This is a genomic window from Caballeronia sp. INML2, from assembly GCF_023631365.1.
GTDB lineage: Bacteria > Pseudomonadota > Gammaproteobacteria > Burkholderiales > Burkholderiaceae > Caballeronia > Caballeronia turbans.
On the sequence record NZ_JALQDH010000253.1, the window covers coordinates 1 to 231 of the forward strand.

Below are 231 nucleotides of genomic sequence, written 5' to 3' on the forward strand. Positions count from 1 at the left end.
TCGGCATCGAACTGTCTTTGCAGTACGTTCGGCGCAATACGTCCCACCGTCCCCCGGAATGCCCGAAACTTCTTCGGTCGCACCAGCGACTTCAGTTTCATAAGCTGCATCAACCGCTGGACAGTTTTGTGATTCACGCGCGTGCCCAGATGCCGGATCGCGCTGGTGATGCGCCGATAGCCATAACGCCCTTTGTGCTGCTCGAAGACAGAACGGATACGCGCCTTGAGC

The 231-nt window shown here is 57.6% G+C and carries 1 protein-coding gene; it reads right to left on the minus strand.

Translation table 11 applies throughout. From position 1 onward, the window contains the following. Positions 1 to 231 (minus strand): IS3 family transposase (locus tag NCT32_RS37195; protein ID WP_250491583.1); only part of this gene is annotated, 231 nt, incomplete at both ends.